At 74.6% G+C, this 23,702-nt stretch carries 19 protein-coding genes and 1 tRNA gene; 7 read left to right on the top strand and 13 right to left on the bottom strand.

Annotated elements, in window-relative coordinates:
• Nucleotides 1-43: 43 nt before the first annotated feature.
• The 3 genes from RF647_RS01865 to RF647_RS01855 all read right to left on the bottom strand — a co-directional run bounded on the left by RF647_RS01865 (nt 44) and on the right by RF647_RS01855 (nt 2,457).
• Entirely contained in the window at nt 44-745 is a 702-nt protein-coding gene (locus RF647_RS01865; RefSeq protein WP_368810247.1) for a class F sortase, read from the bottom strand.
• 14 nt (nt 746-759) lie between these two features.
• Nucleotides 760-1,545 carry a hypothetical protein gene (locus RF647_RS01860; RefSeq protein WP_368810246.1) on the bottom strand — a complete coding sequence of 262 codons (786 nt, stop codon included), beginning with the start codon at nt 1,543-1,545 and terminating at the stop codon, nt 760-762.
• Between the two features lie 420 nt (nt 1,546-1,965).
• Nucleotides 1,966-2,457, bottom strand: a complete 492-nt coding sequence (locus tag RF647_RS01855; protein WP_368810245.1) for a nucleoside deaminase — start codon at nt 2,455-2,457, stop codon at nt 1,966-1,968.
• Nucleotides 2,458-2,831: 374 nt separating this feature from the next.
• On the opposite strand from RF647_RS01855, the gene RF647_RS01850 reads away from it, so the two are divergent.
• The 3 genes from RF647_RS01850 (at nt 2,832) to RF647_RS01840 (ending at nt 5,971) form a co-directional block, all read left to right on the top strand.
• Nucleotides 2,832-4,130 (top strand): MFS transporter, encoded by a 1,299-nt coding sequence (locus RF647_RS01850; protein ID WP_368810244.1) that lies wholly within the window; start codon nt 2,832-2,834, stop codon nt 4,128-4,130.
• 272 nt (nt 4,131-4,402) lie between these two features.
• On the top strand, nt 4,403-4,765 hold the full coding sequence (locus RF647_RS01845; RefSeq protein WP_284563293.1) for a hypothetical protein: 363 nt from the start codon (nt 4,403-4,405) through the stop codon (nt 4,763-4,765).
• A gap of 102 nt (nt 4,766-4,867) precedes the next feature.
• The gene (locus tag RF647_RS01840; RefSeq protein ID WP_368810243.1) at nt 4,868-5,971 is read left to right on the top strand and encodes an alanine--glyoxylate aminotransferase family protein; all 1,104 of its coding nucleotides are present in this window, start codon (nt 4,868-4,870) and stop codon (nt 5,969-5,971) included.
• Between the two features lie 16 nt (nt 5,972-5,987).
• Here RF647_RS01840 and RF647_RS01835 read toward each other — a convergent pair whose 3' ends face one another.
• Nucleotides 5,988-6,239: a DUF6458 family protein gene (locus tag RF647_RS01835; protein WP_109268503.1), complete on the bottom strand. Its 252-nt coding sequence runs from the start codon at nt 6,237-6,239 to the stop codon at nt 5,988-5,990.
• 486 nt (nt 6,240-6,725) lie between these two features.
• Between RF647_RS01835 and RF647_RS01830 the strand changes: the two genes are divergently transcribed.
• Nucleotides 6,726-7,268, top strand: coding sequence for a hypothetical protein (locus RF647_RS01830; protein ID WP_368810242.1), 543 nt, complete (start codon nt 6,726-6,728; stop codon nt 7,266-7,268).
• Nucleotides 7,269-7,358: 90 nt separating this feature from the next.
• On the opposite strand, the gene RF647_RS01825 is transcribed toward RF647_RS01830, so the two are convergent.
• From RF647_RS01825 to tadA, 9 genes are all read right to left on the bottom strand, one after another.
• Nucleotides 7,359-8,888, bottom strand: coding sequence for a stealth conserved region 3 domain-containing protein (locus RF647_RS01825; RefSeq protein WP_368810241.1), 1,530 nt, complete (start codon nt 8,886-8,888; stop codon nt 7,359-7,361).
• A 127-nt stretch (nt 8,889-9,015) separates the two neighbouring features.
• On the bottom strand, nt 9,016-9,858 hold the full coding sequence (locus RF647_RS01820) for a DNA-formamidopyrimidine glycosylase family protein (protein WP_368810240.1): 843 nt from the start codon (nt 9,856-9,858) through the stop codon (nt 9,016-9,018).
• 27 nt (nt 9,859-9,885) lie between these two features.
• The gene (locus RF647_RS01815) at nt 9,886-14,904 is read right to left on the bottom strand and encodes a DEAD/DEAH box helicase (protein WP_368810239.1); all 5,019 of its coding nucleotides are present in this window, start codon (nt 14,902-14,904) and stop codon (nt 9,886-9,888) included.
• Nucleotides 14,894-15,706, bottom strand: coding sequence for a DUF4232 domain-containing protein (locus tag RF647_RS01810; RefSeq protein ID WP_368810238.1), 813 nt, complete (start codon nt 15,704-15,706; stop codon nt 14,894-14,896). The genes RF647_RS01815 and RF647_RS01810 overlap by 11 nt, the downstream gene beginning before the upstream one ends.
• A 141-nt stretch (nt 15,707-15,847) precedes the next feature.
• Complete coding sequence (locus tag RF647_RS01805; RefSeq protein WP_368810237.1) at nt 15,848-18,718, bottom strand: FAD-binding and (Fe-S)-binding domain-containing protein; 2,871 nt, start codon at nt 18,716-18,718, stop codon at nt 15,848-15,850.
• A gap of 85 nt (nt 18,719-18,803) precedes the next feature.
• On the bottom strand, nt 18,804-19,130 hold the full coding sequence (locus RF647_RS01800) for a 2Fe-2S iron-sulfur cluster-binding protein (protein ID WP_368810236.1): 327 nt from the start codon (nt 19,128-19,130) through the stop codon (nt 18,804-18,806).
• 123 nt (nt 19,131-19,253) lie between these two features.
• Entirely contained in the window at nt 19,254-20,087 is an 834-nt protein-coding gene (locus tag RF647_RS01795; protein WP_368810235.1) for a thioesterase family protein, read from the bottom strand.
• A 200-nt stretch (nt 20,088-20,287) separates the two neighbouring features.
• A tRNA-Ser gene (locus RF647_RS01790) sits at nt 20,288-20,377 on the bottom strand.
• Between the two features lie 29 nt (nt 20,378-20,406).
• Nucleotides 20,407-20,952, bottom strand: a complete 546-nt coding sequence (gene tadA / locus RF647_RS01785) for a tRNA adenosine(34) deaminase TadA (RefSeq protein ID WP_368810234.1) — start codon at nt 20,950-20,952, stop codon at nt 20,407-20,409.
• Nucleotides 20,953-21,041: 89 nt separating this feature from the next.
• Between tadA and upp the strand changes: the two genes are divergently transcribed.
• The 3 genes from upp to RF647_RS01770 all read left to right on the top strand — a co-directional run bounded on the left by upp (nt 21,042) and on the right by RF647_RS01770 (nt 23,645).
• A complete protein-coding gene (gene upp / locus RF647_RS01780; RefSeq protein ID WP_031283230.1) occupies nt 21,042-21,677 on the top strand; it encodes a uracil phosphoribosyltransferase in 636 nt (211 codons plus the stop codon).
• A gap of 507 nt (nt 21,678-22,184) precedes the next feature.
• Nucleotides 22,185-23,009 (top strand): winged helix-turn-helix domain-containing protein, encoded by an 825-nt coding sequence (locus tag RF647_RS01775; protein WP_368810233.1) that lies wholly within the window; start codon nt 22,185-22,187, stop codon nt 23,007-23,009.
• A 96-nt stretch (nt 23,010-23,105) separates the two neighbouring features.
• Nucleotides 23,106-23,645, top strand: coding sequence for a histidine phosphatase family protein (locus tag RF647_RS01770; RefSeq protein ID WP_017833923.1), 540 nt, complete (start codon nt 23,106-23,108; stop codon nt 23,643-23,645).
• Nucleotides 23,646-23,702: the final 57 nt, after the last annotated feature.

The raw sequence follows: 23,702 nt of genomic DNA, 5'->3' as shown, positions 1-23,702 counted from the left end.
CGGGGCCGTGTCCTGCCACGGTCGCGGTGCGGCCCCCAGCGGCTCAGCCGTGGACCAGGGACGCGTGGACGACCAGGTTCTCGTCGAAGGAGCCGGTCGCGGGGTCGTAGCCGTCGCAGGTGATCAGGCGCAGCTCCGGGCCGGCGGTGTTGCCGTAGACGCGCAGCGTGGGGAACGCCGCCTTCTCGTACCGCTCGACGGCGTCCACGGCGAACACCGCCGCGGAGCCGTCCAGGCGGGTCACGGTGATCAGGTCCCCCCGGGTCAGGCGGTGCAGGTCGGCGAACACGCCGGGGCCGCTGCCGGTGGCGTTGACGTGGCCCAGCAGCACGGACGGGCCGGCCTCGCCCGGGGTCGGTGAGTGCCGGTACCAGCCGGCCGGTGCGCCGGGGCCCTCCGGAGGGACCTCCAGGCTCCGGTCGGGGCGCAGCCCGAGCTGCACGAGCTCCTCGTCCAGTCCGATGCGCTCCACCGACAGGCGCTCCGGCGGCGACTCGGGAAGGGCCTCCGGGGCGGGAGCCGGCGCCTGCGCCGCGTCCGCGGGGGCGCTCGCCCGAACGGGCGGCGGCGAGGACGGTGCCGACAGGGCGCCCGCAGCGAGGGGCACGACGCGCTCCGCGACCGACCCGCGCTCCGTCGTCGTCCCCGGTGCGGGGCTGTCACCGGTGCACCACAGGGCCAGGACCACGGAGAGCCCCGCCACCCCCGTGCGGCGGTGGCGGGGCTCGCGGCGGTGCCGGGCCATCCGGTGCCCGCCGGTCAGCGTCCGCCGGCCACCCGGCGGCGCACGCCCACGGCGGCGCCCAGCGCGAGCATGGCGAGGACGGCCGCACCGATGATCCCGTTCGTGTCCGAGCCGGTCCCGGCGGTCTCCACGCCCGTGTCGGCAGGACCCTCCGGAACGGCCATCTGGGCGGGCGCCAGGACGCCGCAGGCCACCGGGATGTCGGAGGCGAGGGGCAGGTCCGGGGCCATCGGATTGGCCTTGGCCTGCGCCGCGGCCGAGAGGGCCGCCGGGTCCGCGCCGTGGACGTTGACCACGGCGGTGCCGTTCTGCAGGGCCGTGACCATCGCGGCGTCCACCGGGACGGTCCGCTGGTAGGTGTAGGCGTCTCCGGCGGGGAACCGGTCGATCGCCACGGCCGAGGCCGGGGTCGTGTCGCCGGAGGTGGTGAGGGAGGCCCCGATCCCACCCGTCCAGGGCTGGCCCTCCATGGAGCTCACGGCGCCGTCCCCGTCGGCGTCGGCCGTCGGGGGAGCGCACATCCCCTGGCCCCCGATGTGGATGTGCTGGGCGTGCGGATACGGTGCGCCCTGGAACAGGGCGGGGGCACCGGCGACCTCGACGGTCACCGTGGCCTCCTGGCCGGCGACGTCCACGACGGCGTGGCCGGCGGCGGTGCTGCTGTTGACGGGAGCGAGTTCGGCGTGGAAGGACATGCTGTCGGCTGCGGCGTGGGCGCCGTCGGCGTGGGCGGCGGTGGCGGGCAGGGCCAGGGCCGCGAGGGCCAGGGCGGGTGCTGCGAGCAGAGCGGACTTCTTCACGGGATCGGCCTCTCGGTGGGAGCGACAAGACAGGAAGTGACGCAAAGCACAGTTTACTGATGGTTCTAGGGGCGTCGAGGTTGGGAGCGCAAGTGCTTTTGCGAATCCGAGTAACGTCCGAAGTCCTGACGGCGGCGGAGGGAGGCGCCGCCCTCGGCGGATCGGCACGAGAGCGGCACCCGGAGAGCTCAGCCGACTGTGCTCCGGTGTCCCCCCACGTGCATCGCACATCGGACCCGTGAGCCGGCCGCGGCTCGTCGATGCAAGGGTACTGACCTGTAATTGAATGTTCATCATTTCGTAAGCCGCCTCACAGTGTGGGCCGGTCCCCGCTCCCACGTGCGGGGACTGCTTGAGACGCCCGGTGTCGCAGTCGGGGGCCGGGCGTCTTCGCGGCTCGGGGAGTGTGCCCCGGAGGGCTCAGTAGGCCGTGCGCGCGACGTTCCTGGCCCAGGCCTCGAACGGTGCGGTGCGCTCGGCGAGGACCACCGGGCGCACCGGCAGCGACCGTTCGTGCTCGGGCTTGGCGAAGTACTCGTAGAACTCGGCGTCGTCGAAGCCGCCGGCGGCCGCGTCGTGCCGGTCCGCGGCGAACCAGACGGCGTCCAGCCGGGCCCACAGCGAGGCGGACAGGCACATGGGGCACGGCTCGCAGCTGGTGTAGAGGGTCGCGCCCGAGAGGTCGAAGGTGCCCAGCTCGCGGCAGGCGGCGCGGATCGCCATGACCTCCGCGTGCGCGGTGGGGTCGTTGTCGGCCGTGACGCGGTTGACGCCGCTGAAGCGGCGGCCGTCGGCGGCGACGACGACGGCGCCGAAGGGGCCGCCGTCGACGGCGGCGTTGCCCACCGCCAGGTCGATGGCCTCCAGCAGCAGCTGCCGGGCGTCGGCGGGCGGGGTGCGGTCAGTGTCCATGCGGAACTCCCGGGGGTTGGGGCAGATGCCGCCGGGAGCGTCCCGGGCCGGGACGGGGGGACGTGCGCCGACGGCGGCCGCTGCGTGGTCGATGGTGCGGTTCTGCCTGGTAGATGGCCCGGGGATCCGGACCCGCCGTGGGCCTGTCCAGAGGTTACAGAGGAGTGTGCCCGACCACAACAGGCGCCCCGGCGTGCCGGCGGGGGAGGGGCGCCGCACTCCGCGTGCCGCGCCGCCCGCGCCTCGTCACGCCGCCCGTCTCTCGGTCGATCCTCCGACGAACCGTGGAACACTGCTGACAGCACTGCTCCCGGTTCCTCGGAGCATCAGCGGGCACGCCGTCCGGCGGGCCCACGACACCGGAGGGAGCGGCCATGGGCCGGCAGACGAGACCCCCCGGCACGCCCGAGCCCGTCCGCCTGGGGCTGCGCGCCAACGCCGCCCAGTTCACGCTCCTGGTGGCGGTCAACGCCCTGGTCGGCGGGATGGTCGGCCAGCAGCAGACCGTGCTGCCGCTGCTGGCCGAGGACGAGTTCGGGCTGACCGGCTACACCTTCATCTTCACCTACGTGGCCGCGTTCGGGATCACCAAGGCGATCGCCAACTGGTTCGCCGGCACCTTCTCCGACCGGTACGGGCGCAAGCCGGTGCTGCTGGTGGGCTGGCTCTTCGCCGTGCCGGTGCCGCTGATGCTGATCTTCGCCCCGGACTGGGGGTGGGTCGTGGCCGCCAACGTGCTGCTCGGCGTCAACCAGGGCCTGACCTGGTCCACGACCGTGGTGATGAAGATCGACCTCGTGGGCCCGGCCCAGCGCGGTCTGGCCATGGGGCTCAACGAGGCCGCCGGCTACGGTGCGGTGGCCGTGACCTCCCTGCTGGCCGGGTACCTGGCCGAGCAGTACGGCCTGCGCCCGGCCCCGTTCCTGCTGGGCCTGGCCTACACCGCCCTGGCCCTGCTGCTGTCGGGGGCGTTCGTCAAGGAGACCCGCGGCCACGCGCTGCTCGACGCCGGTCGGCACACCCCCCGCGCCGACGGGATGCACGACCACCTGCACGCCGGTCTCACCGATCGCCAAATCTTCGCCCAGACCAGTCTGAGGGAGCCCGCGCTGTCCTCGGCCAGCCAGGCGGGGCTGGTCAACAATCTCAACTTCGGGCTGTCCTGGGGCCTGTTCCCCCTGCTGTTCGCCACCGCCGAGCTCACCGTGTCCCAGATCGGTCTGCTCTTCGCCCTCTACCCCGGGGTGTGGGGCGTGGGGCAGCTGGTCACCGGGGCCCTGTCGGACCGGGTCGGGCGCAAGCACCTGATCACCGCCGGGATGAGCACCCAGGCCGCGGCCCTGGCCGTCATCGCCCTGGGCGACGGGTTCGGCGGCTGGGCCGCCGGGACGGTCCTGCTCGGGGCGGGCACCGCGATGGTCTACCCGACGCTGCTGGCGGTGGTCGGCGACGTCGCCCACCCCGTCTGGCGCGGCCGGGCCGTCGGCGTCTACCGGGTCTGGCGCGACCTGGGCTACGCGGTCGGGGCCGTCCTCGGGGGGATCGTGGCCGACCTGCTGGGCCTGCACGCCGCGGTCTGGGCCGCCGCCGGCATCAGCGCCGTCTCGGCCCTGGTCGTGGCGGTGCGGATGTACGAGACCCACCAGCCGGTCCCGGCCGACCCGCGGGACTGAGTCCGCGGGACTGTGCCCACGGGACTGAGCCCACGGGACCGAGCCTACGGGACCGAGCCCGCGGGGCGGGATGCCCTCGGGTGCCGCCGTGCGGCCCGGGAGGCCCCGGTCGGGGGAGCGCCCCGGGGCCTCGAGGGCCCCGCGACCGGTCGCTAGAGTGGGGAGCGCCCACCCGCCGCACCGGGTCCGCACCCCACCGGGCCCGGGCCGGACCGTCGCCGGCGCCGTGCCGGCGACCGGAGTCCCCGAGCTCTCAGGAGGACGCCCCTCCCATGGCCGACCTGTTCGACTTCAACCACGGCGGTGCCACGCATCCCGGCGCGCGCGCCGCCGTCCACCCCGGAGCGGGCTCCGGCGAGCACGCGGTGCTGTACACCGTGGTCACGGAGACGGAACGGCACATCGTCCTCGACGACGGCTTCACCTACGACAAGCGCACCGGCGTGGTCCAGGGCCCCGCGGGACGGCCCACGCTCCAGGACCGCATGACGGCCACCGAGGGCAGCGCCATGTTCGCCTCCTGGTCCCGGACCGCCCAGCGGCCCCGCCGGCCGGACGGCGGCCCGGGCGGCCGTCCGCGGAGCGCTCCGGCGCGACGCCTCGGCTCGCTGCTCCGCCGGCTCGGACGCCGGTGAGGTTTCCGGCGACCTGCGGGGCAGCACGCTGACGCCCTCCGGCGCGGGCAGGCCATAGGCTGGTCGGCGAACCCGTCCACCCGTTCCCCTGAGGAGTGCACCGTGCCCCTGATCCAGCGACACCTGTTCGGCCCCGGCCCGTCCAACCCCTACCCGGAGGCCACGGCGGCGCTGGGCCACCCGCTGCTCGGCCACCTGGATCCCGCCTTCCTCGACGTCATGGACAGCGCCTGCGACGGCCTGCGCACGGTCTGGGGCACGGACAACCGGCGCACCCTGCCGCTGAGCGCCACCGGCTCCGCCGGCATGGAGACGGCGTTCGTCAACACGGTGGAGGAGGGCGACGTCGTCGTCGTCGCCGTCAACGGGCTGTTCGGCGAGCGCATGTGCGACGTCGCGGCCCGGTGCGGCGCCGAGGTGGTGCGCGTGGACTTCCCCTACGGGGAGCCGATCGACCCGCAGCGCGTCGCGGAGGCGCACCCGTCCCCGAAGATCATCGCGGCGGTGCACGCGGAGACCTCCACGGGCGTGCGCTCCGACATCGCCGCGCTGGGGGAGCTCAAGGGCGACGCCCTGCTGCTCGTGGACGCGGTCACGTCCATCGGCGGCATCGAGCTGCGCGCGGACGACTGGGGGGTGGACCTCGGCTACGCGGGCACCCAGAAGTGCCTGGGGGTCGCCCCGGGCCTGGCGCCGTTCACGATCTCGGACGCCGCGTTCGAGCGCCGGGTGCAGCACCCCCGCTCCTGGTACCTCGACCTGGGCATGCTCGGCGGCTACGTGGGCGAGGCCCAGGGCCGGGCCCGGACCTACCACCACACCGCGCCCACGGCGATGATCGCGTCCCTGGACGCCGCGCTGCGCCGGATCGCCGAGGAGGGCCTGGAGAACGTCTGGGCCCGTCACCAGGCCTCGGGCGACGCGCTCCAGGCTGGGCTGCAGGACATGGGGCTGGAGCTGTTCGCCGCCGAGGGGCACCGCCTCCCGGAGCTGACCACGGTCAAGGTGCCCGAGGGCGTCGACTCCGCCTGGGTGCGGGCCTACCTGCTGGAGCACTTCTCCGTGGAGATCGGGGCGGGCGTGAAGGAGTACGCGAACACCGTGTGGCGGATCGGCCTGATGGGCCCCAACGCCGACGCCGGGTCGGTGGCCCTCCTCCTGGGCGCCCTCCAGGAGGCGCTGCGGAAGGTCCCCGCTCTGGTGTGAGCCGCTCCGCGTCCGCTCAGATGAGGTCGGTCTCGGAGCGCTCGATGCGCTCCCCGGTGCCGGGGTCCGCCACCGTGCGGCGGGTGGAGCGGCGCCGGGACGGCACGGCGGCGGCGATCAGGACCAGCGCGAGGTAGGCCACGCCCACCCAGAAGATGATCTGGCCGGCGAGCGCGAGGTTCAGCGGTCCCACGACCGACGGCAACGCCAGCCAGAGGATCAGGCCGACGGCGATGGTGATCAGGGGTCCGGCGGGGTTGAGGCGCATGGCGAGGTCCTCTCGGGAGGGCGGGCGGAGCACGAGTTCGTTAAGTAAAGCAAATCCATGTCCGATCATGCGGGACGCGCCGAGGGGGCCGTGTGCACGCCCGGCGGCGCTCCGCCCGACGCGGAGGGTCATGTTCGGTCACGACGGCGCCGGCGCCTCGTGTCCCGCGGGGCGACCCGTGCTCCCCGGCCCGGCGCCGCGCTGCTCGGGCGGCCCGGGGGCGCGGCGGGGCGGAGCGGGAAGCGTGCTGCCGAAACCGCCGGTGGCAAGGCACGACTTCCCGGCCACTGCGCCGGCGGAGCACGCACCCGGGCGGCGCGGGTCCTCCGCGCACGCCGCCCGGCGGCCGGTGCGCCCCGTGCCGGTGGCACGACCCCGGGGTGCTCCGGCACGGAGCCGTCCGCCGGGGCGCCGGGGCCTGTAGCCGGACCCGTCCGGCTCTGCTTCTATTGAGGAACGTGGGGACCTACCGAGGAGGAACATCCGATGGAAACCTGGATCTGGATCGTGCTGGCCCTGGCCGTGCTGGCCGTGGTCGTCCTGGCCGCGCTGGCCGGGAGCCGCAAGAAGAAGGAGCGCGAGGTCGTGGAGCGGCGGGAGAACCAGCAGCGCGCCGCCGAGCTGCGCGCCCGCAGCGAGGAGGAGGACCTCTCGGCCCGCGAGCGGAAGGCGGACGCGGACGCGGCCCGCGCCGAGGCCGAGAAGGCCCGGATCGAGGCCGACCGCCTCGAGCAGGACGCCCAGCGGCGCACCGAGGACGCCGAGAAGGTCCGCCAGGAGGCGGAGACCCACCGCCGGGACGCCGCCTCGCTCGTCCCGGACGGGGACGACTCCACCCCTGCTGACACCTCCCGCGGACGCCGCGAGGACGTCACCGACCGCGGCTCCGGGACGCGCTCCGACGAGGCTCCCTGGCAGGACGGCGACGCCAGATCGGACACCCGGACCCGGCACGACGGCGACGCCCGGAGCGAGGGCAGCACCCGCCCCGACGGCGACCCCGGCCCCGGGGACCGGCCGCGCACCTGAGCCCCGGCTCGGACGCGGCAGTCGTCGAGCCGCGGAGAGCGAGCAGGGCCGGTGCGGGGATCCCGCACCGGCCCCGCTCGCTCTCCGCGGTCACTTCTCCCAGGGAGCCTTGATGGGGTAGTAGCGCTCCAGGAACTCCGTCATCCGCTCCGCGCGCTCGGGACCGGGCACCTCCGGGAAGCTGCCGTCGTTGAGGCAGAACATGTCGAGGTTGCGGCGGCCGAGCAGCTTCTCCATCTGCTGCAGTCCGGAGCGCGTGGTGGTGTCCACGTACTCCGTGCGGGCCGTCTCCTGGGTCACTGCCCGGCCGGTCAGCAGCGCGTAGTAGTGGTAGAGCGAGTTCGTCACCGAGATGTTGTCCGCCGCGCGGAAGCGGCTGGACGCGGTGCGGGCGAACTCCGCCGGGAACTCCCGCTCCATCTCGGCCACCACGCTGCGCCGCAGGGGCGCGGCGCAGTGCTGCAGGTGGCGGGTGGTGATCCGGCCGAAGCGCTCCCACAGGAGCCGGCGGTTGACGCGGGCGGCGTTCTCGAAGCCGGAGCGCTCGGCGGAGTTCTCGCCCAGGCCGATGCGGGTCTCGTTCTCCACGAACTTCGTGATCCCGCCCGGGGAGAAGAACAGCGCCGGGCCGATCGGGCGGCCGAAGAACATGTCGTCGTTGGAGTACAGGTAGTGCTCCGAGAGCCCCTCGATGTGGTGCAGCTGCGCCTCCACCGCCTGGGAGTTGTAGATCGGCAGGGCCGAGGTGTCCGCGAAGAACTCCTCGCTGCGCACGACCCGCACGCGCGGGTGCTCGGCCAGCCACGCCGGCGGCCGGGAGTCGGTGGCGATGTAGATGTTGCGCACCCAGGGGGCGAACATGTGCACCGAGCGCAGGGCGTACTTCAGCTCGTCGACCTGCCGGAAGCGGGCCTCGTGCGCGTCGCCCTCGCCCACCACGGCGTCGGCCATGTACGAGGCCCGGACCCTGCGGTACTCCTCGTCGGAGCCGTCCACCCACGAGAAGATCATGTCGACCGCGAAGTCGATGTCGATGGCGTGGTCGGCGAACATGTTCTCGATCGTGGGCCAGGTGAGGCCGAAGCGCTCCACGGTGCCGCGCACGGCCTCGGCCACCGGGACGGTGCGCCGGGTCAGCGAGTTCTCGATGGGCAGCCGGATCTCGTCCTCGCCGAACTCCCACAGCTCCACCTGCACCCCGGTGCCGGCGCCGTAGTAGAGCCTGGCCTCCGCGGAGTAGTGGGGCCGGAACAGCCGCAGGACCCGCGCGTTGCGGCGCGAGGACAGCTCGCCGTCGGCCAGCAGCTGCACGGTCTTCTTCTTGGTGTCCATCGGCTTGACGTAGTACGGCTCGCCCACGGCCGCGTCCACCAGGGCCTGCCGGAGCCGGGGCCGGTCCTTGAGGTCCACGGCGATGACGGGGCGCTCGTCGTTGCCCCGCACCAGCAGGTAATCGACGCCCGCCGAGTCCAGGACCCCGCGCAGGAAGAGCAGGTTCTGGACCATGACGTCGTGCGGGGTCTGGTCCGTGATCCGCAGCGCGAAGCGGTCCTTGTAGCGGACCACGTCCTCGCGCTGGTCCAGGGCCGCGGCAGAGGCACGGGAAGCGGAGCGGAACACCTCGCCGTCCGTGCCGTCCTCGGGTGCCGCGAAGTACTCTGCGCCGAGCAGGGTCGTGTTGATGGTGCCTCCTCATGGTGTCGGGCCGCTGGGGCGGCGATCTCATGATAAGCCGCGACGGCCGGACTCAGGAGGGGAGGGGCTGGCAGCGCTCGCAGAACCACACCGCCCGGTCCCGCGGCGGCCCGGGGTACGGCTCGCCGGGCACGAGCTCGGCGTCGTCGATCCGCGCCTCCCGGACCGGGGCCCCGCACCGGCGGCACGGCTGCCGGCCGCGGCCGTAGACCCAGAACTGCTCGCCGCGACGGGCCGGGCCCCCCACCGTGGAGCGCTGCGAGCGGTCCCGGTTGACGTGCAGCAGCCGGTGGGAGAGGTCCACGACCGCGCCGAGGTCCGGGACCTCGGCCACCGGGGTGAAGGGGTGCAGCCGCTGGAGGAACAGGATCTCGTTGCGGTAGACGTTGCCGATGCCGGCGAGGTTGCGCTGGTCCATCAGCGCGGCCCCCACGCGCCGGAGGGGGTGGCGGGCAAGCCGGGCCAGGGCCTCCGCCCGGTCCCAGTCGGGGCCCAGCAGGTCCGGGCCGAGGTGGCCCACGAGCTCGTCCTCGTCGGCGGTGGCCACGAGGTCCAGCATGCCGAGGTCGAAGCCGACGGCCTGCGCGGCCGCGTTCTCGAGCACCGCCCGCGCCTGGTGGCCGGGGCGTCGCCACCGGGCGCCCCGCGGGTAGACGTGCCACATGCCCTCCATGAGCAGGTGGGAGTGCAGGGTGAGCGGGGGCAGGCCGTCGGGCCCGCCGTCGGTGCGGACCAGCAGGTGCTTGCCCCGCGGCACCACCTCGGTCACGGTGCGCCCCGAGAGGTCCGCGGTGGCGATCGACGGGAACCGGAGGTCGCTGCGGGTCAGGATCTTCCCGGCCAGGGCGCGGCGCAGCAGGACGGCCTGGCGGTAGACGGTGTCACCCTCGGGCACGGCCGCCCCCGGTGCTCGGGTCCGCGCTCATCGGCGCATCCTCAGACCGCGCGGCGTCGAGTAGAACCCGCCGGCCAGCAGGGACTCCCGCACCGCGGTCTCGACGGGGCCGTGCCCCAGGACCCCGGCGCCGTTGACCTGCTCGACGGTCAGCTTGTCCACCGCGCCCCGGCGGACGGTCTCGGCCACGGCGGGTCCGGCGGCAGCCAGGGCGGCCGCGTCGTCGGTGAACGCGAGGACGGTCCGCCCGCCGCGCTCCACGTACAGGGCCAGGGCGCCGTCCACGAGCACGACGACGGCGCCCGCCTTGCGCCCGGGCCGGTGCCGCCCCGCGGGCGCGTCCCCGCCGTCCGGGGCGGGCACGGACACGGGCTCCGGCCACTCGAGGGCCGCCCCGTAGGGGTTGGCGGGGTCGGTCGCGGCGAGCGCCAGCGCCACGGGCTCCTCGGCGCGGACCTGGTCGTCGGTGCTGAACGTGCGCAGGTGGTCCACCGTGGCGGCCTGCGCGAACTGGGCGGCGCCCAGGCCCTCGATGAAGTAGCCGCGGCGGGCCCGGCCCGTGTCCTCGAGAGTGGAGAGCACCTTGTAGACGGTGGCGAAGCCGCCGGGGAGCTCCTCGACCGCCACGGGGCCCTTGGTCACCACGCCGTAGCGGTCCATGAGCAGCTCCGCGGTGGCCGACGCCCGCAGCGTGGGGTCGAGGGGTTCGGGGCGCAGCATGGACCAGCGCCCGGCCACGAGCGGGGAGTCGTGGCGCTCCAGAGTGGCTGCCCGCGCCGGGGCGCGCAGCGCCCCGCCGATCCCCGGGCGGGGGGCCGCGCCGGGCCGCAGCCGGGCGGCGCCCCGGCGGGACGTGGTGCGTCCCCGGGGGGCCTGGGCCCGGTGCCGGTGGGCGGCCTGCCCGCCGGCGAGCAGGGAGCGCACGGGCAGGAAGGTGTCGTTGGTGATCAGCCCGGACCAGACGAGGTTCCACAGCGCGGTGGTCAGCGCCGGGGCGGGAACCGGGTCCCCGGCGGCGTCGAGCAGGCCCAGCAGCTGCGGGAAGAACCACGCGCCGCCGGGGGCCAGGACGTCGAGGACCCGCCGCTCCAGCGTGGAGTCCAGGGCCGCCGCCGCGACCTCGAGGGTCTCGGCCGGGGGCAGGGTGAGCGGGGCCGCCTCGCTCAGGTGCAGCGACACCCATCCGTCGTCGCCCGCCAGGGACCCGGCTCCGGACCAGAGGATCTCCCCGGTGGCGGTCAGCTCGTCCAGCAGCTCGGGCCGGTAGTCGGCCACCCGGGCCGCGAGCACCAGCGGCTCCCAGGCCGAGGCGGGGACGGCGACGCCCGCGAGCTGGTCCACCACCGTCAGCACCCCGTCCTCGCCGCGCAGCTGGTGGCCCCGGCCCACGTGCTGCCAGGCCGGCAGGAACCGGGCGTAGACCTGCCCGGAGACGGGCTCCACGTCCCGGCGCAGCGCGGCCAGCGAGCGGCGCCGGATCCGGCGCAGCACCTCGGACTCGCACCACTCGGAGGCCGCCGGGCCGGCCCCGCTGCCGTCGGGGCGCACCGGCCGGAACTCGCCCTCGACCACGCGCCGGTCCGCGGCCAGCCGCTCCAGCGTGGTGCGCACCACGGCCGTGCCCAGCCCGAGCCGCGCCGCGGCCTCGTCCACGGTGAAGGGCCCGTGGGTGCGGGCGTAGCGGGAGACGAGATCGGCCAGCGGGTCCTCGACCGGTTCCACGAAGGCCAGCGGCACCCCCATGGGCAGGGGCACGCCCAGCGCGTCGCGCAGCCGGGAGGCGTCCTCGATCGCGGCCCAGTGCTCGACGCCGCGCAGGTGCACGCGCAGGGCGCGGTTGGCGGCCACGAGCTGCTCGAGCCACCCGGCGGCGACGTCCTCGGGGCACGCGGACTCCGGGTCCCCGGGGTCCTGGAGCCGGCGGACGGCCTCGGCGGTGGTGAGCGGGCCGAGCAGGCGCAGCAGGTCGGCCGCACCCTCGACCCCGCGCAGCCGCCGGTCCGGGGCCAGGCGCTGCAGCTCCGCCTCCGTGCGCTCGATGACCTCCGGGTCCAGCAGCTCCCGCAGCTCGGCGCGGCCCAGGAGCTCGTTGAGCAGGGCGGCGTCGAGGGACAGGACGGCCGCCTTGCGCTCCGCCAGCGGGGAGTCGCCCTCGTAGAGGAACTGGGCCACGTAGCCGAAGAGCAGGGTCCGGGCGAAGGGCGAGGGCTGCTCCGTGGTGGTCTCGACCACCCGGATCGCGCGCCGCTCGACCGCCCGGTGCAGCTCCTTGAGCGCGGGCAGGTCGTAGACGTCCTGGAGGCACTCGCGGATCGTCTCCAGGATGATCGGGAACTGCGGGTACTTCCGGGCGACGTCCAGCAGCTGCGCCGAGCGCTGGCGCTGCTGCCACAGCGGGGAGCGCCGGCCGGGGTCGCGCCGGGGCAGCAGCAGGGCCCGGGCGGCGCACTCCCGGAACCGGGAGGCGAACAGCGCGGAGCCGCCCACCTCCTCGGTGACGATCTGGTCGAGTTCGTCGGCGTCGAAGAGGAACAGCTCCGCCCCCGGGGGCTCGTCCTCCATGGCCGGCACGCGCAGCACGATCCCGTCGTCGGCGGCCTGCGCGGAGCCGTCGAGGCCGTACCGCTCGTGCAGCCGGGCCCCCACGGCCAGCGCCCACGGGGCGTGCACGGGCATCCCGAACGGCGAGTGCAGCACCACGCGCCAGTCCCCGAGCTCGTCGTGGAAGCGCTCGACGACGAACAGCCGGTCCGACGGGACCTGCCCCACGGCCTCCTTCTGCTCGCCCACGTAGGCCAGCAGGTTGTCGGCGGCCCACTCGTCGAGACCGGCCGCGCGCAGCCGGGTGCGGGCGTCCTCCGCGGAGGCCCCGGCGATCTCGCGGTTGAACCGGCCCACCGCGCGGCCCAGCTCCACGGGCCGGCCGGGGCCGTCGCCGTGCCAGAACGGCAGCTTGCCCGGCACGCCCGGGGCGGGGGAGACGATGACGCGGTCGTGGGTGATCTCCTCGATCCGCCAGCTCGAGGCGCCCAGGGCGATCACGTCCCCCACGCGGGACTCGTAGACCATCTCCTCGTCGAGCTCGCCCACCCGCCGGGAGTTCTTCCCGTCCTGCTCGCCCACGAGGTAGACCGCGAACAGGCCGCGGTCCGGGATCGTGCCGCCGGAGGTCACGGCCAGGCGCTGCGCCCCGGGCCGGCCCTCGATGGTGCCGGTCTCCCGGTCCCACACGATCCGCGGGCGCAGCTCGGCGAACTCGTCGGACGGGTAGCGGCCCGCGAGCAGGTCCAGGGTCGCGTCGTAGGCGGAGCGCGGCAGGGTCAGGAACGGGCAGGACCGGCGGACGGTGTCGAACCACTCCTCGACGTCGATCGGTCCCAGCGCGGTCGCCGCGACCGTCTGCTGGGCCAGGACGTCCAGGGGGTTGAGGGGGACCGAGAGCGGCTCGATCCGTCCCTGCAGCATCCGCTCCACCGTGACGGCGGCGTCCAGCAGGTCCCCGCGGTGCTTCGGGTAGAACCAGCCGCGCGAGACCTCGCCCACCTGGTGACCGGCGCGGCCCACGCGCTGGAGGCCCGAGGCCGCCGAGGGCGGGGCCTCGATCTGGACCACCAGGTCCACCGCGCCCATGTCGATGCCCAGCTCCAGGGAGGAGGTGGCCACCACGCAGCGCAGCCGTCCGGTCTTGAGGTCGTCCTCGATCACCGCCCGCTGGTCCTTCGAGACCGACCCGTGGTGGGCGCGGGCCAGCACCGGCGCCGCGCCCTCGTAGCGGCCGGTCTGCCGGCGCAGGTCCGCGGGCTCGGAGGCGGCGGACCCGCCGGTCGCGGCCGGCTCCCGCCCGGCGAGGGCGGAGCGCAGCACGTCCCCGACCTGCTGGGGCGCGGAGCCGGCCGGGGGCCCCGGCGCCCCGTCGTCGCCCGGACCGGTGCCGTCCGCGGGGGCGCCGTCCCGGGCCCCTCCGTCCGGGTCCGCGTGCTCCACGCGGAACGCGTAGATCTCGTTGAGCCGCGCGGTGAGCTTTTCGGCGAGGCCGCGGGAGTTGGCGAACACGATGGTCGATCGGTTCTCGAGCACCAGGTCCACGACCCGCTCCTCGACGTGCGGCCAGATCGACGCCGTGGTCGTGGGGGCGAGGGCGTCGAGGTCGTCGTCCCCGAAGGCCGAGCCGGCCAGGGACGGCGAGGCGCTCGGCCCGCCCAGCACGGTCATGTCCGGGATGGGCACCGAGACCGTGAGGTCCCACGTCTTCTCCGTGCGCGGCGCGACGACGGTGACCGGCTCCCGGCCGCCCAGGAACCGGGCGACCGTCTCGATCGGCTCGACGGTCGCGGACAGCCCGATGCGCTGCACCGGCTGCTCCAGCAGGGCGTCCAGCCGTTCGAGCGTGAGCGCCAGGTGCGCGCCCCGCTTGGTGCCGGCCACGGCGTGCACCTCGTCCACGATGACCGTCTGAACGTCCGTGAGGGTCTCCCGCGCCTTGGAGGTCAGCATCAGGTACAGCGACTCGGGGGTGGTGATGAGGATGTCCGGGGGGTTCGTGAGCAGGGCCCGGCGGATCGCCTGGGGCGTGTCCCCGGAGCGGACGCCCACGCTGATCTCCGGCGGCTCGATCCCCGCGTGCCGGGCCGTCTGCGAGATGCCGATCAGGGGGGCCCGCAGGTTGCGCTCCACGTCCACGCCCAGGGCCTTGAGCGGGGAGATGTAGAGGACGCGGGTCCCGCGCCGCTCGCCCGCGGTGCTCGCGGAGCGGGCCTTGGCCCGCAGGGTCCCGCCGGGGGCCGGGGCGCCGCCCGCAGGGCCGGGGGCGGGCCCGGCGGCCGACGTCCCGGCGCCGGGCGCGGCCTCCGCCACGAACCGGTCCAGGGCCCACAGGAACGCGGCCAGGGTCTTGCCGGAGCCGGTGGGCGCCACGATCAGGGCGTGGCGCCGCGCGGCGATGGCCCGCCACGCGCCCTCCTGGGCGGCGGTGGGCGCGGCGAACGCACCCGAGAACCAGGCCCGGGTGTGCTCGGTGAACAGGCTCAGGGCTGGGTCAGGCGCCAAAGCCCTGGATCTCGAGCTGGTGGATCCGCGGATCGCCGCAGGCCTCCACGGTGAAGGGGATCACGACGGACTCCGTGTTCTCGGGCGGGTAGACGCGCAGACCGGTGGCGGTCCGGGCGTCGCAGGTCGGGTGGTTGCCGGCCTGGCTCATGCGCAGGCCGGCGGTGACGGACTCCCCGGGCGCCAGGACCTGGCCGGTGCCGGGGACGGTGGCGTCCCGCAGGGCCGGGGAGCCGATCATCGTGCCGTCGGCGTCGACGAAGGACACGCCGGCGTAGCCCGCGAGCGTGCACGGGTCCTCGCCCGCGTTGGTGAGGACGACGTCCACGTGGACGGAGCCGGCGGCGCCGCCCACGGGGGCGGCCGCGACCTCGAGCCGGGAGGTGGTGCACAGGGGCGAGCCGCCGGTGCGGGTGCCCGCGGTGCCGCCGCGGGCGGCCGTGCCGTCGCCCTCCGCGCCGGCGTCGGGGGTGCCGCCGTCCGTCCGCTCCGCCGCCGCCTCGTCCGCCCCGTCGTCGTCCGGCCCGTCCGCGGCGGGCTCCTCCGCCGGGCGGGGCTCCGCCGGCCCGGCGGTGTCCTGCCCGCCGGTCCGGTCCTCGGCCGGCGCCGTGGCGTCCTCCGTCCCGGTGGCCGGGGCGGTCTCCGGGGGCGCCGCCGAGGTCGGGGCCGGTCCGCTCTCGGCGGGGGCGCCGGCGGTGCCGGTCTGCTCCGGCTCCTCGCCCGCGCAGGCGGTGAGGAGCAGGGCTGCGGCGAGGGCGAGGGCCCCCAGGACGGGGCGGGGGGCGGGGGAGAGCGAAGACACGGGGGATATCCTCCTCGGACGGACGTCGTGGCGTGCCACGTCCCGGGAAGCGATCCCTCCCAGGTGCTCCATTCTAGGCAGGGCCACCGACACCGCTGCCGGAGGCGGCGCCCGCCCCGGCCGGGGCCGCTCCCGGCGGGGCTACCGCTCGCCGGGCTCCGCCGGGGGCAGCGCCGCGCGCATCACCTCGGCGAGGTGGACGCCGTCCGCGCCCGTGCCCTGGGCGATCTGGGTGCGGCACGAGAAGCCGTCGGCGAGCACGATCGTCCCGTCCGCCGCGGCCCGGATCGCGGGGAACAGCTCCCGCTCGCCGAGGGTCTGCGAGACATCGTAGTGGCCGGGCTCGAAGCCCCAGTTGCCCGCGAGCCCGCAGCACCCGCCGCCGACCACGGCGGTGTCCACGCCCAGCTTCGCAAGGACCTCCAGCTCCGGGCCGTAGCCGCTCATGGACTGCTGGTGGCAGTGGACCTGGCACACGGCACCGGCGGGGCCCGCCTCGGTGGCCAGTTCCCGGAACGGCCACGCACCGCCCTCGGCCAGGTGGCGGGCCGCGAACGCGCCGATCGTCGTCGTCAGCTCGGTGACCCGCCGGGCCCGGGGGTCGCCGGGGAGCAGCTCGGTGATCTCCTCCTGGAGCATGACCGTGCACGAGGGCTCGAGCCCGATGATCGGATACCCGGCCTCGATCAGCGGCTCCATCACGTCCAGGGTCTGGCGCAGCACCTTCTGCGTCATCTCCAGCTGCCCGGTGGAGTGCCAGGTCAGCCCGCAGCAGACGTTGCCCATGGGCATCAGCACCCGGTAGCCCATGGCCTCGAGCACCTCCACGGCGGCCCTGCCGGGGGCGTCGGCGGAGAAGTTCGTGAACGTGTCCGGCCACAGCACCACGGACGGTCGGGCCTCGGCGGGCCCGCCCCCGGGCCGCGCGGCGGGACGGCCGCGGAACCACCGGGTGAGCGGCTGCTCGGCGAAGGAGATCATCCGCCGCTTCGGCTCGATCCCGCCGAGCCGCTTGGTCAGCTCCTCCACGGCCCGGTTGGACTCGAGGAGGTTGATCAGCCGGAAGGAGAGGGGCACCTTCTCGACGATCCGCATCAGCAGCGGCATCCAGCCCATCGTGAAGTGGGCCATCGGCCGCCGGCCGCGCCCCAGGAAGGAGGTCAGGCCGTGCCGGTAGTGGTGGTGCAGGAACTCGGCCTTGTACGTCGCCATGTCCACGTTGACCGGGCACTCGGACGCGCAGGCCTTGCAGGACAGGCACAGGTCGAGGGCCTCGAGGGTCTCCTTCGACTTCCAGCCGTCCGTGATGGACTCCCCGCGCAGCATCTCGGCCAGGGACCGGGCGCGGCCGCGGGTCGAGTGCACCTCGTCGTGGGTCGCCTGGAAGGACGGGCACATGGCGCCGACGTCGGAGCGGCACGCGCCCACGCCCACGCACCGGTTGACCGCGCTGGAGAACGAGCCGCCGTCGCGGGAGAACGCGTGCACGGGCGTCAGCTCGAACGTGCGCGCGCCGGGCCCGGGGCGCACGCCCTGGTCGATGGGCTCCGGGTCCACGAGCACGCCGGGGTTGAAGACGCCATCCGGGTCGAAGACGGCCTTGAACTCCGCGAAGGCGGCCAGGGCCTCGGGGGAGTAGATCGTGGCCAGCAGCTCGGACCGGGCGCGGCCGTCGCCGTGTTCGCCGGAGACCGAGCCGCCGTAGCGGTGCACGAGCTCCGCGGCGCGCTCGATGAACGTGCGGTAGGTCGCCATCCCCTCCTCGGTGCCGAGGTCGAAGGAAATGCGGATGTGCACGCAGCCCTCCCCGAAGTGCCCGAAGGGGATGCCGGTGAGGCCCAGCTCGTGCAGCAGGTCGTAGAGGTCGCGCAGGTACTCGCCCAGGCGCGCCGGGGGGACCGCGGAGTCCTCCCACCCCGGCCAGGCCTCCCCGCCGTCGGGCAGGCGGGTGACGATCCCGGCGCCGGCCTCGCGGATCCGCCACAGGGCGCGGGCCTGCCCCGCGTCGGAGACGATCACGGAGTCCACGACGTTCTCCGGGACGAGCCCCGGCAGGGTGCGGGCGGCCGCCTCGGCCTCCTCGAGGGTGTCCGCGCCGACCTCGCAGTAGAGCCAGCCGCCGCCGCGGGGCAGCTCGCGGCCGGCGTGCTCCTGGCCCTGCCGGGTGCGCAGGGCGTCGAGCAGGTCCGCGCCCATGCCCTCGATCGTGTACACCCCGGGCACGCGCAGCTTCGGCGCCGCCGTGGCGGCCTCGAACGCGTCCTCGAAGCCCAGCACGGCCAGGGCCGTGTGGGCGGGCCTGCGGACCAGGCGGACCGTGAGCTGCGTGATGACCCCGCAGGTGCCCTCGGTGCCGGCGAAGGCCTTGGCGGCGTCGAAGCCCTTCTCGCCGAGCAGGTAGTGCAGCCCGTACCCGGAGACCTGGCGCGGGAACTGGCCGAGCTCGGTGCGCAGCATCGCCAGGTGCCGGTCCCGGATCCCGGTCAGTGCCCGGTCGATCCACGGCTCGGAGGTGCCGCCCTCGTGCAGCTCCACCACCCGGCCGTCGGCGAGCATGACCTTCAGCGAGACCAGGTTGTCCGCCGACGTGCCCCACGCCACGGAGTGGGAGCCGCAGGCGTTGTTGGCGACCATCCCGCCGATCGTGCACCTCGAGTGCGTCGAAGGGTCGGGTCCGTAGGTGAGGCCGAACTCGGACGCCGCGGAGCGCAGCTGGTCGCAGATCACCCCGGGCTCGATCGTAGCGGTCATCGCCTCGGGGTCGATCGACAGGATCCTGTTGAAGTGCCGGGAGGTGTCGATGACCAGCCCCTCGCCGATCGCATTGCCCGCCACGGAGGTGCCACCGCCGCGGGAGACCACCGACCAGCCCCGTTCCTTCGCCAGCGCCAGCAGCTCGCGGACCTCCTCGACGCTGCGCGGCTCGGCCACCGCCTCGGGCAGCCGCCGGTAGATCGACGCGTCCGAGACGTAGGCGGCGCGGGTGGTGAGGTCCTCACGGATGTCGGTCATGGTCCACTTTCCTGCGCGCCGGCGAGGCCGGTCCGTCCGGGGTCTGGTCAGGGCTGGCGGGGGCGTCCCCGCGGGGACGGGGGGCTCACCACTCGGGGGCGATGGTGACCTCGGCGCCGTCGAGCTCCTCCGCCCACTCGACCTGGCAGCTGAGCCGGGAGGTGTCGTGGCGGGTGTCGTCGAGCATGTCGAGGAGGTCCTCCTCCTCGTCGTTGATCTCGTTGGCCTTCGCGAAGGAGGTCTGGTCGAGGTAGGAGTGGCAGGTGGAGCAGGACGCGTTGCCGCCGCAGGTCGCGAGGATCGGGTACTTGTGGCGGGTGAGGGCCTCCATGAGGCTCTCGTAGTCCTTCCACTCGACGCCCTCGGTGCGGTTGCCCTCGCGGTCGATCACGGTGATGTTGATGCTGCTCACTGGGTGGCCTCCTCGGGGCACGGTCGCCCCTGGTCTCGACGTCGGAAATCCCGCCCCATTGTACGGTCGCGCGGCGGCCGCCACGGACGGGCCGGGGCCCGCGCCCGGCCCGTCCGGCTCGGCTCAGCCGGAGAGCGGGAGCGGCCGGATGGTCAAGGACTGGGCGACCTGGCCCAGGTAGCCGGCCTCGTCGTGCAGCGCGGACTCGGTGAGGCCCACGCCGGTGTCGCCGAAGGTGACGTGCGTGTCGAGGCCCACCCAGGGGGAGACCGGCTCCCGGACCAGGTGCACGCTCAGGTCGACGTTGGGGAAGACCATCTCGTCGGGGCCCACCCGCACGGCGATGCCGTTGGCGGCGTCCACGGCCGCCAGGAACCGCGCCGTGGTGGAGGACTCCTCCCCGGCGACGACGGCGTGCGGCGCGCGCAGCCACATGGCTGCCCGGCCGGGCCGGTGCTCGCGCACGGTGCGGCCCTCGAGGGAGGCGATGTAGCCGCCCGGCCACCGCCCGGTCATCGTGGCGGGCAGGGCGTCGCCCACCGGCGGCAGGGCCTCCCGGTGCGTGCCGGCGGTGTCGGCGGTCTCGCCCCGGAGCAGCCGCCACACGCTCAGCCGGATGCAGGAGCGCCCGGCGTGGCTCATGGTGGCCTCGACCAGCTCGATGGTGCGACCCGGGCGGACCACGCGCGTGGTCACCTCGACCTCGCCGCCGGGGATGAAGCCGAGGATGTCGTAGGAGAAGCGCACGGGCAGGAGGTCCGCGCGGGGGTGGTCGGCCTCCACAGCGTGGGCGAGCAGCCCCGAGGCGGCGCCCATGTGCTGCTCGGCCTCGCTCCACGCGCCCTGCGAGTGCAGCGTCGAGCGGAACCGGGTGCGGTCCAGCCGCACGAAGTACGCGTCCGGGTACTCCTCCCCCTCCGCTCCCAGGTGTCCGACTGCCTGCGCCGACATCGTCATGCTGCCCCTCTTCCGTCCGGGCCCGCCGCACGGCGGGCGTGGTGACCGCCACCACGGTATCCAACGGCGGCCCGCGCTCCCCGCCGCCGGTCGCCCAGGGGCCCGGGCCGCCCACGTCCTCCGGGGCGCCGGACGGGGCGGGACCGGCGGGCGGGCATGCGGAAGGCCCCGGATCCCTCAGGACCCGGGGCCTTCCCGACTGGCGGTGACGGAGGGATTTGAACCCTCGTTGGCTCTTACACCAAACATCATTTCGAGTGATGCACCTTCGGCCGCTCGGACACGTCACCAGCTCGCAGTACTGTACCGGCTGGCGAGCTCAAGCGCCAAAACCCGCGGGGCCGGCGGGACCGGGAGCGGCGGGCCCGGCGTCGTCGTCCCCGCCGCGCCGGTGCTCCGCGAAGAAGTCGAGGAGCAGCCGGGAGCACTCCTCGGCAAGCACGCCGCCGGTCACCTCCACCCAGTGGTTGAGCCGCCGCTCCCGGAGCACGTCGAGGACGGAGCCGGCCGCCCCGGCCTTGTCGTCCCACGCGCCCAGGACCACCCGGGGCACGCGGGCCAGGACGATCCCGCCCGCGCACATCGCGCAGGGCTCGAGGGTCACCACCAGCGTGCAGCCGTCCAGCCGCCACGAGCCCAGGGCTCGGGCGGCGTCGCGCAACGCCAGGATCTCGGCGTGGGCGGTGGGGTCGCCGTCGGCCTCCCGGCGGTTGCGGCCCCGGCCGACCACCGTCCCGTCGGAGCCGACCACGACGGCGCCGATCGGCACGTCCTGCGTCCCGAGCGCCGCCCGGGCCTCGGCGAGGGCCAGCCGCATCCACTCCTCCGCCCGGGCCTCGGAGCGGGTGCGCGGGGGCAGTGCCATGCGTTTCTCCTCCTGGGCGGGGCGCCGGGCCGGGCGGGGTCCGGCGAGGGGGGCGGGGCGCCCCCGTGGCCCGATGGTAATTTTGGTCCATGCGAGTGACCGTTCTCGACCACCCATTGGTGGCACACAAACTGACCGTGCTCCGGGACAAGAACACCACGTCCCCGGTGTTCCGCCTGCTCGTCGAGGAGCTCGTGACGCTGCTCGCGTACGAGGCCACCCGGGGCGTCCGCGTGGAACCGGTGGAGATCGACACACCGGTCACGCGCACCACGGGCGTGGGGCTGTCGAAGCCCCGACCGCTGGTCGTGCCGATCCTCCGCGCCGGCCTGGGCATGCTCGAGGGCATGACCCGGCTGATCCCCACGGCCGAGGTGGGCTTCCTCGGCATGGCCCGCAACGAGGACACCCTCGACATCATCACCTACGCCGAGCGGCTGCCCGACGACCTCACCGGCCGCCAGGTCTTCGTTCTCGACCCGATGCTGGCCACGGGCGGGACGCTGCGGGAGGCGATCAAGTTCCTCTACCGCCGCGGGGCGGAGCAGATCACGTGCGTGTGCCTCCTGGCCGCCCCGGAGGGCCTGGCCGCCCTCGAGGAGGAGCTGGGGGACTCCGAGGTGAACATCGTCCTGGCTGCGAGGGACGAACGGCTCGACGAGAACGCCTACATCGTCCCGGGCCTCGGGGATGCCGGAGACCGGCTCTACGGCGTGGTCGACTGACCGCCGTCCCGTGACACCGCAGACCGCATGCTGAAAAGGCCCGCCGACGTCCTCGGCGGGCCTTTTTTCGGCCTCCGGCCACGTGTCCACATAGCGAGACGAACAGTTCACCAACGAAGCCGTCTTGACAACAGGATCGGAACCTGCTTTTGGGGCGGAAAAGCCCCCGGATCGTCCCAGAGGTCTGATATCCCGGGGGTGGGGCGGAAAGCGGCATAGCAGCCGCAAGGTGAAGGGGGTTCATTTTGGCGGAGTACTTGGACAGCCGTCGTTCCAATCTCACATCGTGAGATAGCCCCTCGAATATTACTTGCGGGATCCTGAGGGCTGGTGGACCATGAGAACAACGCCACTGTCAGGAATTTGCCAGCTTCGCGGGGACCCTCCCCGACCACCACGGAGCGGGCCGGTTCGGGAGCTGGGAGCGGCGGGGCCGTTCCGAGGGGCGGATCGACTCAGGCGGACGGAACCTCGTCCGCCGCACGACGGAAAGACGAGGGGCACCAGATGCCAGGCACACCGGGATACGTGCACATTTCCCAGCGCAACCGCACGAGCGAGGCCCGTGCTGTCCGCGGTCCGGCCGCGGCCCCCGAGCGGGGGCAGACCGCCCCCGCCGACTACCGCAGCCTCCGGAGCACGATCGGCCCCATGCCGGCCGCGCCGGGCGAGACCCCGCTCCCCACCCGCCTGCAGCGGGACACGGCGCCGCGTCCGCAGGTGCAGGAGAACGAGGCGCGCGGGTTCGTGATCTACGTGGGTCTCGACGAGGAGACCGCGGCGGCCAGCGGCACCTCGCTGGTCAAGATGGTCCAGAGCATCCGGGCGTACGCCCAGCAGCTGGTCCCGCAGGCCGACTCCTACGCCGCCGTGGCGCTGGCTCCCGCCAACACCGCCGGTACCGACCTCGAGGTCGTGCGCAACGCCCTGGGCGATCCCACCTCGGGGGCCGTGCGGTCCACGGCGCCCGCTGCGCCCGCGCCGGCGCCCGAGACGAAGACCAGCCAGTCCACCGGGGTGCTCATCGACCTCTCCCGCCGGGAGGTCTTCCTCGACGGCGGTCTCCTAAACCTCACGTTCAAGGAGTTCGAGCTGCTGAACTACCTCGTGGAGAACGGCAGCCGGACCGTCGGCCGCCACGAGCTGCTGCACAGCCTGTGGCGCGACTCCGAGGAGGTGCCCAACGAGCGGACCATCGACGTGCACATCCGGCGCCTGCGCTCCAAGCTCGGCCGGCTCGCGAACACCGTGCGCACCGTCCGCGGCCAGGGCTACCGCTTCTACGAGCACCCCGAGGTCGTCGTGTGGGCGGCCCCCGAGTACTCCATCTGATCCGCGTCCCCGATCCGTGCAGGCCCCGGTTCCGTCCCGCGCCGCGGAGGAGCCGGGGTCGCTCCGTGCCCGGCGGGCGCGTGGCATCATGAACCGATGACCCGCCACGACCGGAAGAAGCTCGTCCTCATGCGCCACGCGGAGGCCGAGCACCCGTGGGGCGTGGCCGACCACGACCGCCCCCTGGACCGCGGCGGGGCCGCGGACGCCGCCGCCGCGGGGCGCTGGCTGCTGGCGAACGGGCACGTGCCGGACATGATCCTGTGCTCGAGCGCCCTGCGCGCGCGCCAGACCTGCACGTGGGTGTGCAGCGAGCTCGGCGACCTCGCCCCGACCGCGCGGCTTGACGAGTCCCTCTACGCGGCCCAGGACAGCCGGATCATCGCGGTGCTCAACCACGTGCCGGACACCGTGGAGTCCCTGCTGCTCATCGGCCACCTGCCCGGTCTGCGCGACGCCGCCCTCCGCCTGGCCACACCGGACTCCGACTACGACGCCGTCATGGCCCTCGCCGACGGGTGTCCCACCTCCGGACTGGCGGTCCTGGAGGTTCCCGGCACCTGGGCCGGACTGGACGGCGCCGACGCCCGCCTGGTGGACTTCACGGTGCCGCGACCGTCCGCGGGAGACCGCTGACCGGCGGCCCGGCCCTCCGGGCGCCGGCGCGGCGGCCGGACCGACGAAGGAGCACTG

The sequence above is a fragment of the Kocuria sp. CPCC 205263 genome, from assembly GCF_040981075.1.
Taxonomy (GTDB): Bacteria; Actinomycetota; Actinomycetes; order Actinomycetales; family Micrococcaceae; genus Kocuria; species Kocuria rosea.
This window is presented reverse-complemented; position numbering and strand designations above follow the sequence as displayed.

Excerpts from the sequence above, each read along its gene's own strand:
- RF647_RS01865 (WP_368810247.1), bottom strand. The coding sequence starts at position 745 with ATGGCCCGGCACCGCCGCGAGCCCCGCCACCGCCGCACGGGGGTGGCG.
- RF647_RS01855 (WP_368810245.1), bottom strand. The coding sequence starts at position 2,457 with ATGGACACTGACCGCACCCCGCCCGCCGACGCCCGGCAGCTGCTGCTG.
- RF647_RS01850 (WP_368810244.1), top strand. The coding sequence starts at position 2,832 with ATGGGCCGGCAGACGAGACCCCCCGGCACGCCCGAGCCCGTCCGCCTG.
- RF647_RS01845 (WP_284563293.1), top strand. The coding sequence starts at position 4,403 with ATGGCCGACCTGTTCGACTTCAACCACGGCGGTGCCACGCATCCCGGC.
- RF647_RS01835 (WP_109268503.1), bottom strand. The coding sequence starts at position 6,239 with ATGCGCCTCAACCCCGCCGGACCCCTGATCACCATCGCCGTCGGCCTG.
- RF647_RS01830 (WP_368810242.1), top strand. The coding sequence starts at position 6,726 with ATGGAAACCTGGATCTGGATCGTGCTGGCCCTGGCCGTGCTGGCCGTG.
- RF647_RS01805 (WP_368810237.1), bottom strand. The coding sequence starts at position 18,718 with ATGACCGACATCCGTGAGGACCTCACCACCCGCGCCGCCTACGTCTCG.
- RF647_RS01795 (WP_368810235.1), bottom strand. The coding sequence starts at position 20,087 with ATGACGATGTCGGCGCAGGCAGTCGGACACCTGGGAGCGGAGGGGGAG.
- tadA (WP_368810234.1), bottom strand. The coding sequence starts at position 20,952 with ATGGCACTGCCCCCGCGCACCCGCTCCGAGGCCCGGGCGGAGGAGTGG.
- upp (WP_031283230.1), top strand. The coding sequence starts at position 21,042 with ATGCGAGTGACCGTTCTCGACCACCCATTGGTGGCACACAAACTGACC.
- RF647_RS01775 (WP_368810233.1), top strand. The coding sequence starts at position 22,185 with ATGCCAGGCACACCGGGATACGTGCACATTTCCCAGCGCAACCGCACG.
- RF647_RS01770 (WP_017833923.1), top strand. The coding sequence starts at position 23,106 with ATGACCCGCCACGACCGGAAGAAGCTCGTCCTCATGCGCCACGCGGAG.